This is a genomic window from Histidinibacterium lentulum, from assembly GCF_003789055.1.
In the GTDB taxonomy this organism is placed as follows: Bacteria; Pseudomonadota; Alphaproteobacteria; order Rhodobacterales; family Rhodobacteraceae; genus Oceanicola; species Oceanicola lentulus.
On the sequence record NZ_ML119091.1, the window covers coordinates 89,139 to 105,188 of the forward strand.

General features: G+C 67.7%; 16 protein-coding genes. 8 read left to right on the forward strand and 8 right to left on the reverse strand.

Annotation, left to right across the window (positions count from 1 at the left end):
* Positions 1 to 91 precede the first annotated feature (91 nt).
* Complete coding sequence (locus EAT49_RS18330) at positions 92 to 1,099, forward strand: DUF3137 domain-containing protein (protein ID WP_123643761.1); 1,008 nt, start codon at positions 92 to 94, stop codon at positions 1,097 to 1,099.
* Here the strand turns inward: EAT49_RS18330 and EAT49_RS18335 are convergent.
* Positions 1,087 to 3,279: a calcium-binding protein gene (locus EAT49_RS18335; RefSeq protein ID WP_148078752.1), complete on the reverse strand. Its 2,193-nt coding sequence runs from the start codon at positions 3,277 to 3,279 to the stop codon at positions 1,087 to 1,089. The genes EAT49_RS18330 and EAT49_RS18335 overlap by 13 nt on opposite strands.
* 119 nt (positions 3,280 to 3,398) lie before the next feature.
* Positions 3,399 to 4,511: an S-(hydroxymethyl)glutathione dehydrogenase/class III alcohol dehydrogenase gene (locus EAT49_RS18340; RefSeq protein ID WP_123643763.1), complete on the reverse strand. Its 1,113-nt coding sequence runs from the start codon at positions 4,509 to 4,511 to the stop codon at positions 3,399 to 3,401.
* Positions 4,512 to 4,619: 108 nt separating this feature from the next.
* Between EAT49_RS18340 and EAT49_RS18345 the strand changes: the two genes are divergently transcribed.
* The 3 genes from EAT49_RS18345 (at position 4,620) to EAT49_RS18355 (ending at position 5,768) form a co-directional block, all read left to right on the forward strand.
* Entirely contained in the window at positions 4,620 to 4,952 is a 333-nt protein-coding gene (locus EAT49_RS18345; protein WP_123643764.1) for an I78 family peptidase inhibitor, read from the forward strand.
* Between the two features lie 68 nt (positions 4,953 to 5,020).
* Positions 5,021 to 5,245, forward strand: a complete 225-nt coding sequence (locus EAT49_RS18350; protein ID WP_185020828.1) for an I78 family peptidase inhibitor — start codon at positions 5,021 to 5,023, stop codon at positions 5,243 to 5,245.
* Positions 5,246 to 5,426: 181 nt separating this feature from the next.
* Complete coding sequence (locus tag EAT49_RS18355; protein WP_123643766.1) at positions 5,427 to 5,768, forward strand: DUF2794 domain-containing protein; 342 nt, start codon at positions 5,427 to 5,429, stop codon at positions 5,766 to 5,768.
* On the opposite strand, the gene EAT49_RS18360 is transcribed toward EAT49_RS18355, so the two are convergent.
* From EAT49_RS18360 to EAT49_RS18370, 3 genes are all read right to left on the reverse strand, one after another.
* A complete protein-coding gene (locus EAT49_RS18360) occupies positions 5,769 to 6,578 on the reverse strand; it encodes a C40 family peptidase (RefSeq protein WP_123643767.1) in 810 nt (269 codons plus the stop codon). It abuts the gene before it with no gap.
* 53 nt (positions 6,579 to 6,631) lie between these two features.
* A complete protein-coding gene (locus tag EAT49_RS18365) occupies positions 6,632 to 8,011 on the reverse strand; it encodes a leucyl aminopeptidase family protein (RefSeq protein WP_123643768.1) in 1,380 nt (459 codons plus the stop codon).
* Between the two features lie 127 nt (positions 8,012 to 8,138).
* Positions 8,139 to 8,552 carry a hypothetical protein gene (locus EAT49_RS18370; RefSeq protein ID WP_123643769.1) on the reverse strand — a complete coding sequence of 138 codons (414 nt, stop codon included), beginning with the start codon at positions 8,550 to 8,552 and terminating at the stop codon, positions 8,139 to 8,141.
* Between the two features lie 121 nt (positions 8,553 to 8,673).
* Here EAT49_RS18370 and EAT49_RS18375 point away from each other — a divergent pair, with 121 nt between their 5' ends.
* The gene (locus EAT49_RS18375) at positions 8,674 to 9,339 is read left to right on the forward strand and encodes a carbonic anhydrase (protein ID WP_123643770.1); all 666 of its coding nucleotides are present in this window, start codon (positions 8,674 to 8,676) and stop codon (positions 9,337 to 9,339) included.
* A gap of 43 nt (positions 9,340 to 9,382) precedes the next feature.
* A complete protein-coding gene (locus EAT49_RS18380; protein WP_185020829.1) occupies positions 9,383 to 9,943 on the forward strand; it encodes a hypothetical protein in 561 nt (186 codons plus the stop codon).
* Between the two features lie 10 nt (positions 9,944 to 9,953).
* Here the strand turns inward: EAT49_RS18380 and EAT49_RS18385 are convergent, their stop codons facing one another.
* Together EAT49_RS18385 and hemN are read right to left on the reverse strand one after the other, a co-directional pair.
* Entirely contained in the window at positions 9,954 to 10,976 is a 1,023-nt protein-coding gene (locus EAT49_RS18385; RefSeq protein WP_123643771.1) for an aspartate-semialdehyde dehydrogenase, read from the reverse strand.
* Positions 10,977 to 11,173: 197 nt separating this feature from the next.
* Positions 11,174 to 12,526, reverse strand: a complete 1,353-nt coding sequence (gene hemN, locus EAT49_RS18390) for an oxygen-independent coproporphyrinogen III oxidase (RefSeq protein ID WP_123643772.1) — start codon at positions 12,524 to 12,526, stop codon at positions 11,174 to 11,176.
* A 65-nt stretch (positions 12,527 to 12,591) separates the two neighbouring features.
* Here hemN and fnrL point away from each other — a divergent pair, with 65 nt between their 5' ends.
* On the forward strand, positions 12,592 to 13,329 hold the full coding sequence (fnrL, locus tag EAT49_RS18395) for a transcriptional regulator FnrL (protein ID WP_123643773.1): 738 nt from the start codon (positions 12,592 to 12,594) through the stop codon (positions 13,327 to 13,329).
* Positions 13,330 to 13,391: 62 nt separating this feature from the next.
* On the opposite strand, the gene EAT49_RS18400 is transcribed toward fnrL, so the two are convergent.
* Complete coding sequence (locus EAT49_RS18400) at positions 13,392 to 14,231, reverse strand: universal stress protein (protein ID WP_185020830.1); 840 nt, start codon at positions 14,229 to 14,231, stop codon at positions 13,392 to 13,394.
* A gap of 213 nt (positions 14,232 to 14,444) precedes the next feature.
* Here EAT49_RS18400 and ccoN point away from each other — a divergent pair, with 213 nt between their 5' ends.
* Positions 14,445 to 16,049, forward strand: a complete 1,605-nt coding sequence (ccoN, locus tag EAT49_RS18405; protein WP_123643775.1) for a cytochrome-c oxidase, cbb3-type subunit I — start codon at positions 14,445 to 14,447, stop codon at positions 16,047 to 16,049.
* Position 16,050 lies beyond the last annotated feature (1 nt).

Sequence of the window (16,050 nt, forward strand, 5' to 3'; positions counted from 1 at the left end):
CGACCCTATCGGATGCAGCGGCGCGACGCGAGGTTGGACAGACGACCCATCACCCGGCATTATCGCCTTATCGGTCAGCGGGGATGGGGACATGCCCTTCGTCGAGCGGAGTGCCATAGAGCGCGGGTTCGCGCCGATCTTCGACGCGCAGATCGCGCCGCGGATCGATGCGCTTGAGGCCGAACGGCGAGAGGCCGTCCAGACAGGCAATCGCAAGGTCAAGATCGCAACCGCGGTCGGGCTGGTCGCCGGCATCGCCCTGTCGCTGATCTTCGGGAACTGGGTTCTCCTTCTCGTATTCGGGCTGGCCGGGCTGATCGTGGGATTTGTCCTGCGCGGTCTGGGGGCCGACAGATGGCTCCGGAAGTTGCACGAGGTTGTCATTCCGCCGGTGGTCTCGTTCGTCTGCCATCTTGAGTACACGCGCGAGCCCTCAACGGGGTTTCCACTTGGCGCGATGGGGGACCTCGGTCTGTTCGGCTCATACAACCGCAAGAGCCTGACGCATCACCTCAGCGGGACCTGGCGGGACACGTCGTTCGAGATGGTGCAGGCGCATCTGCGGCGTCGCAGCTCTGGCGGGTCGAACAGTTCGGGCACCACCAGGACCATCTTCATGGGGCTGCTGTTCAGTATCGAGGTGCCGGGCGGCGCGCCGACGCCGATCCTCATCGCTCGGGATTACGGAAAGGTCGGCAACCAGCTCGCCGGTTTCTTCAGTTTCGGAAAGCGGCGCGGCATGCCCAGGGTCGCCTTCGAGCATCATAGGTTCGAAGAGCTGTTCGAGGTTCATGCCGAAGACCCGGAAGCGGCGAGGGCCTTCATGCCCGACGCGTTTCTCGACACGCTGATTTCCATCGGGGACACCGAGGGCGGCAAGGAGGGCGCGAAGAGCATGACTGCGGGCTTCGAGGGCGAGCGGTTCTTTCTCGCGCTTTCCCGGGAGCTCGGGTTCATGCAGGTCGGCCATGTCGACCGCAGCATTCTGGATATCGAGGACGCGCTGCATGCGCTCTTCGACGATCTGACGCTGATCCGCCGGATCATCGACCGGCTGCACGGTGAGCAGCCGGTCGATGCACAGGGTCAGATGATCTGAATGTCGTCGGCCAGCTGGCCGAGCGAGGAGATGCCGACGATCGTGATCTCCTGGACGCCGAAATCCAGCTTCACCGCGTTGCCGGGCAGGTTCTCACCGAAGCGGGCAAGCACCTGGAGCGGGGTCAGCCGGGCGCCCCAGATCGCATCGTCGAGCACCAGCGTGTCGATGTTGTTCTGGAACCCCTGGATCACGTCCCGGCCGTCGCCGCGCCGGAAGACGAAGGCGTCCGCGCCGATCCCGCCGTTCAGGATGTCGTTGCCCTTGCCGCCCTCGAGGCGGTCGTTGCCGGCGTTCCCGTTCAGCCGGTCGTTGCCCAGGCCGCCGAAGAGCCTGTCCCTGCCGCCTTGCCCGGAGAGAACGTCGTTGCCGGCACCGCCGGAGAGCACGTCGTCGCCGAGGCCGCCGACGATGATGTCCCGGCCTCCGGCGCCGTTCATGTTGTCGTTGCCGTTGTTGCCGAACATGCGGTCGTTGCCCGCGCCGCCGTTCATGACGTCCTTGCCGCCGAGGCCGAAGAGGACGTCGTTGCCGCCTCCTCCGTTCATGCGGTCGTTGCCGATCCCGCCGTTGAGGTTGTCCCCCCCGCCGCCGCCGTTCATCAGGTCATTGCCGCCGCCCCCGGTCATCCGGTCGCTGCCGAGCCCTCCGAAAAGCTGGTCGTTGCCGCCATCTCCCGACATCACGTCATTGCCGTCGTCGCCGAACATCCGGTCGATGCCGCGGTCGCCGGTCATGCGGTCGGCGCCCGTGCCCCCGTATATCGTGTCGTTGCCGAGCCCGCCGTCGATGGTGTCGTTGCCGGGATTGCCCCAGAGCGCGTCGTTGCCCGCGCCGCCGGAGACCGAGTCGTCGCCGTCGTTCCCCTCGATCCGGTCGTTTCCGTCCCGGCCGGACAGGCGGTCGTTGCCGTCGAGCCCGAACATGAGGTCGTCGCGGGAGGTCCCGTTCCGGCTGTTGTTGCCGTTCGTTCCCAGAATCAGGGATTTCGTGCTCTGGGCCACCGATCCGAGGAAGACGCGGCCGTCGGAGAACTGCAGGAACTCCATGCCGAAGAGACGGTCGATGCCCTGGCCGGGGGCGGTGACGAGGACCGATCCGTCGCCGAGAAAGAAGACGTCGGACCGGGAGCGCGGCCCGGCATAGCCTGCGGTATCGGAGCCGGGGCCGCCGATCAGGACGTCTATGCCCTCGCCCCCGATGAGCACGTCGTTGCCCGAAAGCCCGAAGAGGCTGTCGTCGCCGTCATTGCCGAGAAGCGTGTCGTCTGCCGTGTCGCCGATCCGCTCGGGAAAGTCCGTGCCGTAGATGACATCGTCGAAGCGCGAGCCGATCACCCGCTCGATGCCGCCCACGAGAAGGCCCTGCGCCCAGCCGAAGCTCTGATCGCCGTCCCTGAAGTTGAGGTCGATGCCGACCGGTCCGGGGGCATTCGCATAGGAGAGCGTGTCGATGTCGCTGAGCGGGCCGTCGTCGGTCACCGAGTCGGGGACGCCGTTCTGCGCGAAGGTGGAGGGGCCGGGAAGGTAGAGGTCGTTGCCCGGGCCTCCATTCAATCCGTCCGAGCCGGCTCCTCCGTCGAGCACGTCGTTGCCGCCACGGCCGAAGAGGTTGTCGGTTCCGCCGAGGCCCCTGAGCACGTCGTTGCCGTTGAACCCGACAAGCAGATTGGGACCGTTCGTCCCGTTGTAGACGTGGCTGTCGCTCGAGAGGAAGTTCTGGATCGGCTGAGGACTATCCTGGCGGTAGGATTGCACGATGGCATTCGTCAGGGCCGCGGCGGCGAAATTTACCGAGATGGTCGCCGCGGGTTCGAGAAACTGCGCCTGGCGCAGGGGAAACTGCTGTTCGCCCGGCACGCCGTTGTCGGAGGCGTCCCGCAGGCGATAGTTGAAGAAATACTGGATGCCGGTAATGCGCCCGCCGGTCAGCAGCTGCATCGAGTTGCCGTCTCCGAGACCCACGAGGCCGGTCTGCAGACCCTGGCCGGTGAAGATGATGCGGCCCGCGAAATCAGGGGCCGTGTAGATCACCGTGGTGGGCGTCGTGACCACCGTGTGCGGATAGCGTCCGCTGTTCTGCGCCGTCAGCGTCGTGAGAAGAAAGAACCCCTCGACCGCCGCGAAGCTGGGATCGAAGAGTTCGGTGGTGTTGTTTCTGAAAGTGCCGCGCCAAACCATGACATGCTCCTGGCAGACACCGCCGACCCACCGGGCGGTGTCCATCAGGAATGATTATCGGTGGTGCGACAGATCGTCACCAGTTTTGTCGTTCGGACCGTGCGCGGCGCGACTCTCCGTCAGTAAAGCACGACGGAGCGGATCGACTCGCCCGAATGCATCAACTCGAAGCCCGTGTTGATGTCGGAAAGGGGCATGGTGTGGGTGATCATCGGGTCGATCTCGATCTTGCCCTCCATGTACCAGTCCACGATGCGGGGCACGTCCGTCCGGCCGCGGGCGCCGCCGAAGGCAGTGCCGCGCCACGACCGGCCGGTCACGAGCTGGAACGGGCGGGTGGAGATCTCGGCGCCGGCAGGGGCCACGCCGATGATGATCGATTCGCCCCAGCCCTTGTGCGCGCATTCGAGGGCCTGGCGCATGACCTTGACGTTGCCCGTGGCGTCGAAGCTGTAATCCGCGCCGCCCTTCGTCAGGTTGACGAGATAGGGCACGAGATCGCCCTCGACCTCGGTCGGGTTGACGAAGTCGGTCATGCCGAAGCGCTCGGCCATCTCCTTCTTGCCGGGATTGATGTCCACGCCGACGATCTGGTCCGCGCCCGCCAGCCGGAGGCCCTGGATCACGTTGAGCCCGATGCCGCCGAGGCCGAAGACCACGCAGCGCGACCCGATCTCGACCTTGGCGGTGTTGATCACGGCGCCGATGCCGGTGGTGACGCCGCAGCCGATGTAGCAGATCTTGTCGAAGGGGGCGTCCTCGCGCACCTTGGCGAGTGCGATCTCGGGCAGGACCGTGTGGTTCGAGAAGGTCGAGCAGCCCATGTAGTGCAGGATCTCGTCGCCATCGAGCGTGGAGAAGCGGCTGGTGCCGTCGGGCATCTTGCCCGCGCCCTGGGTCGTGCGGATCGCCTGGCAGAGGTTGGTCTTGGGATTCAGGCAGTAGTCGCACTCGCGGCATTCGGGCGTGTAGAGCGGGATGACGTGGTCGCCGGGCTTGAGCGAGGTGACGCCGGCGCCCACCTCCACCACGACGCCGGCGCCCTCATGGCCGAGAATCGCCGGAAAGAGGCCCTCGGGATCGGCGCCCGACAAGGTGAAGTCGTCGGTGTGGCAGATGCCGGTCGCCCTCACCTCCACCAGCACCTCTCCGGCGCGCGGGCCCTCGAGGTTGACGTCCATGATCTCGAGCGGCTTTCCGGCCTCGACTGCCACTGCGGCGCGGGTTCTCATCAGGTCTTCTCCGTGGCCCATGTCTTTGGCGCAACGCTGTGTCAGGAAAGGTGAAAGATCAACCTTCGCCCTGCTTGAAGCCTGCAAAAGAACCGATCTTATGGCCTCATGAAGTTCCGCGCTCTGCTCATCTGTCTTGCCATCGCCGGTTGCACCGAGGTCGCCATCGCGCCCCCGGGTGCCGCCGTGGACGAGATACAGGCCCCGCCTCCACCCCCGTTCTCGCCGCGCCGGCCCGAGTCATCGGATCCGCTCGATCCGTGCTTCGCGGGATCCTATCTCGATCTCATCGGACGGGACGCCTCCACCATCGGCATCGCCGAGACGCCCACATTCCGGCTGATCCGGCCCGACAGCCTCGTGACGGAGGAGTTCGCGCCGACCCGCGTGAATGCGCTTGTCGACCCGTCCGGCATGATCACTTCCGTCTATTGCGGATGACGCGGGCGGGGGCCGCGGTCCTTGCCCTTTGCGCGGTGTTCGCGGGCTGCGCCCCACGTCCGCCGGAGATGCCGCCTCTGCCCGCGCTTCCCGAGCCGGGCGCCGATCTCTGCGACGCGGGCAGCCATGTCCGGCTGATCGGCCAGGATGCCACGGCGCTGGAGCGGGTTCTGCTGCTGGGCCAGGTTCGGGTTATCCGTCCGGGCGATGCAGTCACCATGGACCTGAGGCCGGAACGCATCAATTTCGAGATCGGCGAAGACGGCCGGATCGCACGGATCTTCTGCGGCTGAAGAGACCGAAGGCGGACCCGGGGCGCCTTACTGGGTGGGGGCAATGGTTCGGCGCCCCGGATCCTTCTTCGCATGGCCTGTCTGACCTTTGGTCACGTCGAAATCAGGGCGCGATCGGGGCGGTTCGGCGGCATTTCTCCCGGCTCTTGATTTGGCGTGGCAAAGGCGCAAGTCTGACCGGATGACGTTTCAGCCGCCCGTTCCGTTCCCGCGCCCGACCGAGGAGCGGATTTCCTTTCACCGGACCGAGTTGACGCCGATCCTTTCGCTCTACGGGCGCATGGTGGCGGCGGGAGAATGGCGGGACTACGGGATTTCGAGCCTGCGCGACGTCGCGGTCTTTTCCGTGTTTCGCCGCACCGCGGAGAACCCGCTCTACCGGATCGAGAAGCGCCCGCGGCTGCGGTTGCGGCAGGGGCAATATGCCGTGATCGGGATGGAGGGGCAGGTTCTGAAGCGCGGCGACGACCTGAAGACCGTCTTGCGGGTGCTGGAGCGCAAGCTGATCCGGCCTGTGGACTGATCAGCCGGGTGCAAGGCGCTTCAGCGCCGTGACCGGGCCGCCGCCCTGCCCCTTGATCCGCGCGACCGCTGCGGCCCGATCTTCGAAAGCGACGGCCATGTGATGGGCGTTCGCGTGCAGGATGCGGCTGCCGTCCGCGACCCAGGCGACATGGCCCTTCCAGAACATCAGGTCGCCGCGGCGCAGGTCGTTCGGGTTCGGGTCGGCGAGGAGTTCGCCCAGCTCCGCCTCCTGCTGGTGGCTGTCGCCCGGGCAGGGGATGCCGCAGGCGAGGCAGGCGATCTGCACGAGACCGGAACAGTCGATCCCGAAGGCGGAATTGCCGCCCCAGAGATAGGGCGTGCCGAGGAGGAGCTCGGCGACGGCGACAGGGTCGGCCATGGGCACGAGTTCGCCCATGTGGATGCGGGGGACGTAGGCGTGACGCTCGCCATCGACGCCGCCCGGGTGAGGCCGGCCGAGGTCGATTTCCACCCATCGCCGGCTCGCAGCGCCGATGCAGCGCACCCGGGCGCCGAAAGAGAGCGGCAGCATCTCGACGGCTGCGTGCAGCGGATCGAGCAGCGGCTCGGGGGAAAGCAGGGCATAGCTGCGCGCGACCGTGATACGGTCGGTCGGGGCGATCGCTCGGTCCGACAGGGCGGTCGCATCGACGAAGCCCGGGTAGCCGTCCCGGTCGGCGCGACCGAAGACCAAGCCGTCCGCGTCTCCCTCGACGCGGAATGCCTCGCCGAACAAGAGCTCGCGATCCCGGGCGCTGCGCTGCCTGTCCCGCCAGATCGTGGTCACTGGCGCAATCACGGTGCGCATGTCGGAGGGCCGACCTGAGGCGTGTGCCCCATGTAACCCGGACCCCGCGTCGGTCATGGGCGCAGCAGCGCCGGCAGCGCCTCGAACAGTGCCCGCGCGCCCTGTCCGGCGCCGCCCTTGGGCCGCCCGGGTGCGGGCTGCGGGTTCCAGCCGTAGATGTCGAAATGCAGGTAGCGCGGCGCCGTTGCGAAGCGCCTCAGAAAGAGCGCCGCTGTGATCGAGCCGGCCATGCCTCCCGAGGGTGCGTTGTCGAGATCGGCGATGCCGGGCTCGATCATGGGCTCGTAGGGGATGTGGAACGGCATCCGCCAGACCGGATCGGAGGCCCGGGGGGCGGCCTCGGCGAGCGCCGCGAAATCGGCGTCGGTCGTGGCGTAGACCGGCGCGAGGTCCGGCCCGAGGGCGACGCGCGCGGCGCCGGTCAGGGTGGCCATGGAGACGAGAAGGTCCGGCGTCTCCTCGCAGGCGAGGGCCAGCGCATCGGCCAGAACCAGCCGGCCCTCGGCATCGGTGTTGTTGATCTCCACCGTCAGGCCGTTTCGGGCGCGCAGGATGTCGCCGGGGCGGAAGGCCTGACCGGAGACGGAATTCTCCACCGCGGGGGTCAGGACCCGGAGGCGGAGGGGCGCACCGGTGGCCATCAGCATATGGGCGAGGCCCAGAACCGTGGCCGCGCCGCCCATGTCCTTCTTCATCAGGCCCATGGAGGCGCCGGGCTTGAGGTTGAGCCCGCCGGTGTCGAAACAGACGCCCTTGCCGACAAGCGTCAGGGTCGGGCCCGTGTCGCCCCACCTGAGGTCGATCAGGCGGGGCGCGCGCGGGCTCGCGCGTCCGACGGCGTGGATCAGGGGGAAATTCCGCTCGAGGAGGTCTGCGCCCTCGATGGTCTCGACTCGGGCGCCGAAGGTCGCGGCGAGGGTCTTGGCCGCGCCCTCGAGCTCGGCCGGGCCCATGTCCGAGGCCGGGGTGTTGATGAGGTCGCGGGTGAGCCATTCGCCCGTCGCCATGGCCTCGATCCGGGCGGGGTCGATCCCCTCTGGCGCGGCAAGGCGGGCCGGGGCGGGCGTCTGCGCGCGGTAGATGTCGAAGCGGTAGGTCTCGAGCAGCCAGCCGAGGGCGGCGTTGGCGCGGAGGCCTTCGGGCAGGGACTGGTAGCGCCATGTGCCCTCCGGCAGGAGAGAGGCTGCGCCGGCGAGCGGAAAGCGCAGGCGGGCCCGGGCCTCCGGGGTTCCGAGACCGGCGAGCGCCCCGGCGACGGCGCCGTCCGGTCCGGGAAGCGGCAGGATCTCGCCCGGAGCGGCGGAGAAGGCACGGGCGCGGGCCCAGCCGCGGGCGAGCTCCGGCAGGGCCTCGAGGGTGGCCTCGAGCGTGTCGGGTGTGACCGCAGTGATCGGGCGCGCGTCGGCGTCCGCGGGGGCGAGGCGGGGCGGCATGGTCTCTCCTGTCAGTGTTGGGGCGAGACTAGAAGCCTGTCGGGGCAGGGGCAAGCGAGGTCCGGACCGACGGGCCGGGCTGGCCGGCGGGCCCGCGGCCATGGCCGGGCCGCGGGTCGAAGGTCGCTCAGGGAGCGTGGATGTCCCAGATCTCGGAAATGGACCGGTCGGCCACGCGGCCGAGCCGCGCCAGCGTCGCCCCGAGGGCCGCCCCGTCCCCGGCTTCCGCGCAGCGGGCGACGGCGCGGGCGACGGTGGCAAGGGTGGACAGGCCGATCCCGTCGCCGAGGCCAGCGATTTCGGTGGCCAGCCGCGGGATCGCCGCTATCTCGCGCAGGGAGAGATCGCGGTCGAGCCGGAGAAGGCGGTGGCTGATGGCCTCGAGCACCGCGCAGACCGCATCCTCGGCCTCCGCCTCCCCCCGCGTGCCGTAGAGCCGCAGCAGTGGCGCGGGGTCGAACCGCACCGTTTCCCGCGGAACGAGGGGCGTCGGCGGCGGGCCGGCCGGGGCCGAGGGCGAGATATGCGGGTGCAGGGTCATGGGCATCCCATGGCCCGGTCGCGGTTGCCGCCCAGTGAACACGGGGCCGAATAATCCCTCGAACTTCCCGCAAATCCGGCCTATTGCGCTCGAGGCCTGAGTGACGGATCGGAGGTCAGCGATGGGTGCGGTCAGACCCCTGCCGGATTACCTTGTGCGGCGCTATCAGGGCTGGAAGGCGACGACCTATGCCGACAACCGCGCCTGGTACCGCCGGCTGGCGGAGGACGGGCAGCATCCGCGGGCGATGATCATCTCCTGCTGCGACAGCCGGGTCCATGTCACCTCGATCTTCGGGGCCGACCAGGGCGAGTTCTTCATTCACCGCAACATCGCCAACCTCGTGCCGCCCTACGAGTCGGGCGGCGGGCAGCACGGCACCTCGGCGGCGATCGAATACGCGGTGACGTCGCTGAAGGTGGCCCATGTGATCGTGCTCGGGCACTCGATCTGCGGTGGGGTGCAGGGGTGCTACGACATGTGCGAGGGGCGCGCGCCGGAGCTGGAGGCGAGCACGAGCTTCGTGGGGCGCTGGATGGACATCCTGCGTCCCGGGTATCAGCGGCTGCCGGCGGGCGACGATGCGGCGCGGGTGCGGGCGCTGGAGAAGGCGGCGGTGCTGGTGTCGCTGGAGAACCTGCAGACCTTTCCTTTCGTCGAGACGGCCACGGCGGCGGGCGATCTGACGCTGCACGGGCTGTGGACGGATATCGCGGAGGGCGGGCTCGAGACCTGGGACCCGGCAGCGGGGGACTTCGTCCCGGTGGGTCGGTCGTCGCCGCCCTGAGGGCGGCAACCAGCGGTTAATACTCGTCGGCCATGGTCGGGCCATGAGCGACGACTCTGTCACCATAAGGCTGGGACGGACGCTGCATGCAGCGGCGCGGGACCTTGCCCGGATGCAGGACATCAGTCTTGGCCAGTTGCTGCGCGATGCGCTGGCGCGCGAGATCGGGCGTGCCGAACGCGGGGCGAGGCCGCCTGTAAGGGCGGACGAGCGGCTCGTCGCGCCCTTGCGGGCGCGTCTCGCCCCGATCCTCGCAGAGGCGCCGACCTGGACCGTCCTGCTCCACAGGCTGCAGCGGGAAGAGGGGGTGACACTCGTCGAGGCGGGCGGCGGCCTTGCCGTCCTGTCCTTTCCAGACCGTCAGCGACTCTGCAAGGCCAGCGAACTCGGGTTCAGCTATGCCCGGCTGATGCGCCGGATCGGGGCGCCCTTTCCCGGCCACAGCCACACCTGGCTCTTCGAAAAGGCTGGGCAGGGTGAGCAGCCAAAACCATTGACCCGCCGCGTCCCCCGGAAGGAAAAGGAGCCGGGCTGGAGCGCGGCGGTCACGGGCGAACCGCTCGATCCGGAGGCGGAGGACGTGATCCTCATCGAGCCGGACTGACCGGATGATGTCAGGCTTTCTTGAGCACCCGGTTGCCCAGCACCTCGGCGATCTGCACGGCGTTGAGCGCCGCGCCCTTGCGCAGGTTGTCGGAGACGACCCAGATGTTCAGCCCGTTGTCGATGGTGCTGTCCTGCCGGATCCGGCTGATGAAGGTGGCGAAATCGCCCACGCATTCGACGGGGGTGACGTAGCCGCCGTTCTCGCGCTTGTCGATCACCATGCAGCCCGGGGCCTCGCGCAGGATGTCGCGGGCCTCGTCCTCGTCGAGGAAGTCCTCGAACTCGATGTTGATCGCCTCGGAATGGCCGACGAAGACGGGCACGCGGACGCAGGTCGCGGTGACCTTGATCGCGGGGTCCACGATCTTCTTGGTCTCGGCGACCATCTTCCACTCTTCCTTGGTGGAGCCGTCTTCCATGAAGACGTCGATATGGGGAATGACGTTGAAGGCGATCTGCTTGGTGAACTTCTCGGGCGCGACCTCCTGGCCGGGGACGTAGACCCCCTTGGTCTGGTCCCAGAGCTCGTCGATGCCTTCCTTGCCGGCGCCGGAGACGGACTGGTAGGTCGATACCACCACGCGCTTGATGCGGGCGCGGTCGTGGAGGGGCTTGAGGGCCACCACCATCTGCGCGGTGGAGCAGTTGGGGTTGGCGATGATGTTCTTCTTCGAATAGCCGCTGATGGCGTCGGCGTTCACCTCGGGCACGATCAGCGGAACGTCGGGGTCGTAGCGGTAGAGCGAGGAGTTGTCGATCACGACGCAGCCCGCCGCGGCGGCCTTGGGGGCGTAGGTCTTCGTCGCGTCGGAGCCGATCGCGAAGAGGGCGATCTCCCAGCCGGTGAAGTCGAAGGTGTCGAGGTCCTGGGTCTTCAGCGTGCGGTCGCCGAAGCTGACCTCGGTGCCGAGGGAACGGCGCGAGGCGAGGGCGGCGATCTCGTCCACGGGGAACGCGCGCTCGGCGAGGATGTTCAGCATTTCGCGGCCCACGTTGCCCGTGGCGCCGGCGACGGCGATCTTGTAGCCCATGGGGCCCCTCCAGTGTCTGACGGCGCGGGCTTAGGGCATCCGAGCGGGATTGGAAAGGGCATCCCGGTCGGGCCTGCGGGAGTGTCCACACGTGGACACATTCGCAAGTCCTTGTTTCGGAAGAGATACTTCCGTGGACGCCGTCCCGCGTTAACCTTTCGCGGACGTCCCGTGAGCCGGGCCGGGCCGGCGTGCCGTCAGAGCGCGCGGCTGTGGCGGCCTTCGGGCATGACGTAAGCGTCGAGGGCGTTGGCCATCAGCCGCGCCAGGAGCGCCTGGTGGCGGACGATCTCGAGGCGGCCGTTCTCGACCCGGAGCACGTCGGCGAACCTTTCGCGCAGGGGGGCGGCCATCTCCTCGAGACGCCGCAGGGGCACGCCGAACCGGGCCGACAGGGCAGGAAGGTCGAGGGCGAAGCGGCACATGATCTCGTCGATCATCGCCCCGCGCAGCCGGTCCTCGGCGGAAAAGACATGGCCGCGCGCGATGGGCAGGCCGCCTTCGGCCACGGCGGCGCTGTAGCGCGAGGAGGTGCTCTCGTTCTGGGCGTAGCCCTGGCGATAGCGGGAGATGGCGGAGGCGCCGACGCCGACCAGGGTCTCGCACTGGTCGTCGGTGTAACCCTGGAAGTTGCGCCGGAGCGTGCCGCGCCGATCGGCTTCGGCGAGGCTGTCGCCGTCGCGGGCGAAATGGTCGATCCCGATGGCGCGGTACCCGTCCCAGGCGAGAAGCCTGCGCGCCGTCTCGAAGAGGTCGAGCCGGGCTTCGGCGTCGGGCAGGGCCTCTGTCGGGATGAGCTGCTGGCGCTTGGCCATCCAGGGCACATGGGCATAGCCGAAGAGCGCGATGCGGTCGGGCTCCAGCGACATGACGCGCTGCACCGAGGCGGTCAGGCGCGCGCGGGTCTGGTGCGGCAGGCCGTAGAGCACGTCCATGTTGAGCGACCGGATGCCGGCGGCGCGCAGCCAGCCGGTCACCTCGCGGGTGAGGTCGTAGGGCTGGCGGCGGCCGATCGCCTCCTGCACCACCGGGTCGAAATCCTGCACGCCGATGGATGCCCGGGTCATGCCCTGCCGGGCGAGCACGGCGATCCGCGCCTCGTCGATCTCGGTCGGGTCGATCTCGACGGAGAATTCCGCCTCCGGAGCCCAGGGGCGGAGACCCCGAATCGATTCGCAGAGCTGGTCGAGAAGGTCGGGCGGAAGGATCGTCGGCGTGCCGCCGCCGAGGTGGATGTGACGCAGTGTCACCGTGTCCGGCAGGCGCTCTCCGACCATCCGCAGCTCCTGCGTCAGGGTCTCGAGATAGGGAACGAGGGGCCTGTCGGTCGCCGTGCCCTGGGTCCGGCAGGCGCAGAACCAGCAGAGGTTCCGACAATAAGGCACATGAACATAAAGAGATATCTCAGACTCAGGTTCTATGGCCCCCATCCAGTCGGACACGGTCCCGGCGCCGACCCCGGTGAAGTGATTGGCCGGGGGATAGCTGGTGTAGCGGGGCACGCGGGCGTCGAGTAGACCGAGGTTCTTGAGCGAGCTTGAGGGCTTCATGGAACGGCTTTCGATATGCTAGTGTCTAGTTGGCTAGACACTTTATGACTCCTGGAGGCAGTGGGATGAGCGAGGCGGCCCTCGAGCAGAGCTGTGACAGTTGCCCGATCCGGCATCGCGCTGTCTGCGCGAATTGCGATGCCGACGAACTGCGGCTGCTGGAAGAGATCAAGTACTATCGCACCTACGAATCCGGGCATCCGATCATCTGGGCCGGCGACGAGATGAGCTTCGTCGCCTCCGTCGTGCGGGGCGCCGCGACGCTGAGCCAGACCATGGAAGACGGCCGGACGCAGATGGTCGGACTGCTTCTTGCGTCCGATTTCATCGGCCGGCCGGGCCGCGAGACCTCCGCCTATGACGTGACGGCCGTGAGCGAAGTGACCCTGTGCTGTTTCCGGCGCCGTCCGTTCGAGAAGCTCATGCACTCGACGCCGCACATCGCGCAGCGGCTTCTGGACATGACGCTCGACGAGCTGGACGCGGCGCGGGAGTGGATGCTGATTCTCGGCCGCAAGACCGCGCGGGAGAAGATCGCGAGCCTTCTGGCCATCGTGGCGCGGCGGGAACTGTCGATCGGCCTGACCAAGCCGGTCGGCCCGGTGATGGTCGATCTGCCGCTGACGCGGGAGGCGATGGCGGACTACCTCGGGCTGACGCTGGAGACGGTGAGCCGCCAGGTCTCCGCGCTTAAGCGCGAGGGAATCATCGTGCTGCATGGCAAGCGGCGCATAGAGGTGCCCGACATGGCCCGCCTGATCGAGGAGACCGGCGACGACGTCGACGGAGGCGTGGTCGCCTGAGCGACGGGCGCCGCGCCGCATGGGGCGCGGCACTGGAGGGGCTGGCCGGGACACCGGCCGCCTCAGTGGGCCATCAGGATCGGGATTTCCGCATCCTGAAGCATGTTCCGGGTCGGTCCGCCGAGAAGCGCCTCGCGCAGGCGGCTGTGTCCGTAGGCGCCCATGACGACGAGGTTGAGCCCCTGTTCGCGGGCGTGGCGCAAGAGGCAGTCGGAGACCCGGGCCTGGGTCTGGGACACGATCGAGACCTCGGTATGGACGCCGTGACGCGCCAGTTTCTGAGCGATGCCGCCGCCCGGATCGGACCGGTCGGGCGCCGTGCGGGGCGGATCCACCATCACCACGTTGACGAGTTCCGCCGCGGTCAGGAACGGCATCGCCTGCCGGATCGCGGCCATCGCGCCGTCGCTGTTGTCCCATGCGATCATGATCTTGCGGGGCGCGGGCAGGCTGTCCATCTGCGGCGGCACCACGAGGACCGGCACGCCGCGCTGGAACAGGGCCGCCTCGAGCACCTGCACGAGGAGCGGGGAGCCGCCCTTGCCGTAGGGACGGCGGCAGATCATCAGGTCGGAATAGCGCAGCATCCGTCCGAGCCCGCTTTCGAGGCCGAGCTGCGGCAGCACCACGGGTTCGACCCCGATCTTGTAGGTGCCCGAGGGCAGGTGATCCTCGACCCAGGTCGCGATCTCCCTCGCGCGGTCGCGGGTCTCGGCGCTCGACGCCTCCAGGAGCATGGTGGAGGTGCCTGCGGGCAGCGGTTCGAAGTGGGTCGGGTCGATCGCCAGGCAGTAGATGTCGAGATGCGCGCCGAGATCCTCGGAAAGGGTGAGGGCGGCGCGGATCAGGCCCCGTTCGTGCCGTGAATCGGTGACGACCATCGAAATCGTCTTGAAGGCCATGGTCCAGGTCCTTTCGTCGAGGGGGCGCCTGCGGATGGTGGCGGGCCAGTGCGACAACATGCCCGCGCAGTCCGCGCCCCGCAGACAAAATCTCGCCGATGCCATCCGCGGATGCCTTGATGTGGATCAAGGCGGCGATCCCCCCCGCGCGCCGATACCGGCCCCACGAGATGCCCGCATTCCGCTGTGGGCCAACAAAGGGGAACGCTCGACATGTGGGATTGGATCAAGATTGCGATCCTGGGCATCGTCGCTCTGGTCGCGGCGCTTGCCGCGAACTGGGGACGGGATCTGGCCTACCAGATCCATGCTCTGATCGTCTTCGCGGTCGCCGCCGGCCTGTTCATCTGGTACGTGCGGCAGATCGGCGAGGACAAGCCGGCGGTGGATCAGACCGCCTATAGCGACGGTGTCATCCGCGCCGGCGTCATCGCCACAGCCCTCTGGGGCGTGGTCGGATTCCTGGTCGGCGTGTTCATCGCGTTCCAGCTGGCGTTTCCGCAGCTCAACTTCGACTGGGCGCAGGGCTATCTGAACTTCGGGCGGCTCAGGCCGCTGCACACCTCGGCGGTGATCTTCGCCTTCGGGGGCAACGCGCTCTTGTGCACCTCGTTCTACGTCGTGCAGCGGACGAGCGCGGCGCGGCTGTGGGGCGGCAATCTCGCGTGGTTCGTGTTCTGGGGCTACCAGCTCTTCATCGTGCTGGCGGCGACGGGTTACGTTCTGGGGGTCACCCAATCGAAGGAATACGCGGAGCCCGAGTGGTACGTGGACCTGTGGCTGACGATCGTCTGGGTGGCCTATCTGGCGGTGTTCCTCGGCACGATCATCAAGCGCAAGGAGCCGCACATCTACGTGGCGAACTGGTTCTTCCTGTCGTTCATCGTGACGGTGGCGATGCTCCATGTCGTCAACAACCTGGCGATCCCGGTGTCGATCTGGGGGTCCAAGTCGGTGATCATCTATTCCGGCGTGCAGGATGCCATGGTGCAGTGGTGGTACGGGCACAACGCCGTGGGCTTCTTCCTGACGGCGGGCTTTCTCGGCATGATGTACTATTTCGTGCCGAAGCAGGCCGAGCGGCCGGTGTTCAGCTACAAGCTCAGCATCATCCACTTCTGGGCGCTGATCTTCCTCTACATCTGGGCGGGACCGCACCACCTGCACTACACGGCGCTGCCCGACTGGGCGTCGACGCTGGGGATGGTGTTCTCGATCGTGCTGTGGATGCCGTCGTGGGGCGGCATGATCAACGGCCTGATGACGCTGCAGGGCGCCTGGGACAAGATCCGCACCGACCCGATCATCCGGATGATGGTCATTTCCATCGGCTTTTACGGCATGTCGACCTTCGAGGGCCCGATGATGTCGATCCGGGCGGTCAACAGCCTCTCGCACTACACCGACTGGACCATCGGCCATGTCCATTCCGGCGCGCTGGGCTGGAACGGGATGATCACCTTCGCGGCGCTCTACTTCCTGACGCCGAGGCTGTGGAACCGCGAGCGGCTCTATTCCTATGCGCTGGTGAACTGGCACTTCTGGCTCGCGACCATCGGCATCGTGCTCTACGCCGCGTCGATGTGGGTCACGGGCATCATGGAAGGCCTGATGTGGCGTGAGGTCGATGCGCAGGGCTTCCTCGTGAACTCCTTCGCCGACACGGTCAGCGCCAAGTTCCCGATGTACGTGGTGCGCGGGCTCGGCGGGGTCCTCTACCTCACCGGGGCGGTCATCATGTGCTACAACCTCTGGATGACGGTCCGGGGCCAGCAGGCTGCGAAGCCTGTCGCCTCCGCCGCCACTCCGGCCGAATAAG